The sequence below is a fragment of the Streptomyces sp. NPDC002690 genome (assembly GCF_053592415.1).
In genome coordinates, this window is the sequence record NZ_JBSFVR010000755.1 from 1 (window position 1) to 1,161 (window position 1,161).

The window sequence follows — 1,161 nt, forward strand, 5'->3', positions numbered from 1 at the left end:
GAAGGTCCGCTCGAAGAAGCCTCCGATGCCGCCCGCACCGTTCCAGACGGTGGAGACGACGAGAGACGCGGGGAGGCCGATGCGCTGGTCCGCCGGGAGGCCGGCAAGGCCTTCGACGGGCTTCCGGTGACGGTGCGGAAGATGGAGGCCTCGGGCCCGTACGCACTGCCGCGGAGTCTGCGGACGCCGGCGGAACGGGACGGGGAACCCGACCTGACGCAGTTCGCCTCGCTGGACCGGAGCCGGGTGCGTCTCGTCGCCGGCCGTATGCCCGCCGCGGGCGGGGGGAGCGCCGACGGGCCGGTGCAGGTGGCGCTGCCCCGTGCCGCCGCGGACGCTCTGGGGCTGGAGCCGGGTGCCCGGATCACTCTCACCGAACGGCTGAGCGACGCGCCTCTGGCGATCGAGGTGACGGGCGTCTACGAGGCGTCCGACCAGGCCGACCCGTACTGGCAGTTGGATCCTCTCGGCGGGCGGGGCGCCCGCAAGCTCGTGTTCACCACGTACGGCCCGCTCCTGACCGATCCGGCCGTGACGGGATCGAGCCGGCTCAGCTCAGGCCGGGTGTCCTGGCTGGCCGCCGCCGACTTCGGCACGGTGACCACCGCCCGGGCCGGGGCCCTGCGCCGGGCCTCGACGGACGTGCCCGGGTCGCTGGCCACCTCCCCGGTGTTCGGCGGGAACGCGACGGTCAAGACCTCGTTGCCGACCGTCGTCGACCAGGTCGAGCGCGCTCTCCTGGTGGCCCGTTCCACCATCGTGATCGTGGGGGTCCAGCTCGTCCTGCTCGCCGGATACGCGCTGCTGCTCGTGGCCGGGCTGCTGAGCAGCGAACGGGCAGGAGAGACCCGGCTCCTGAGGGCCAGGGGCGCGTCGAGGGGCAGAATCGCCTCGTCGGCCGTGCTGGAGGCGCTGCTCCTCGCGGTGCCCGCAGCGATCGTCGCTCCCCTGCTCGCCGGGCCCCTGACGGAGTTGCTGGCGCGGCGGAGCGGGCTGGGCCGGATCGGGATGGGTCCCGACGGCGGCACGGTCTGGCCGGTGGCCCTGGGGGTCGCGCTGCTGTGCGTTTAATGCGATTATCCAATTACTTCTCCGGTCGATGAGCCTCTCCCTGCGCCGATCCACGCACCGCTCACTCGCGACGCCCCGTACACCCGCCGC

At 73.3% G+C, this 1,161-nt stretch carries 1 pseudogene; it reads left to right on the plus strand.

Annotated features, from left to right (window positions below):
* A pseudogene (locus tag ACWD3D_RS37310) lies at positions 1 to 1,065 on the plus strand (FtsX-like permease family protein); the annotation flags it as partial.
* Positions 1,066 to 1,161 lie beyond the last annotated feature (96 nt).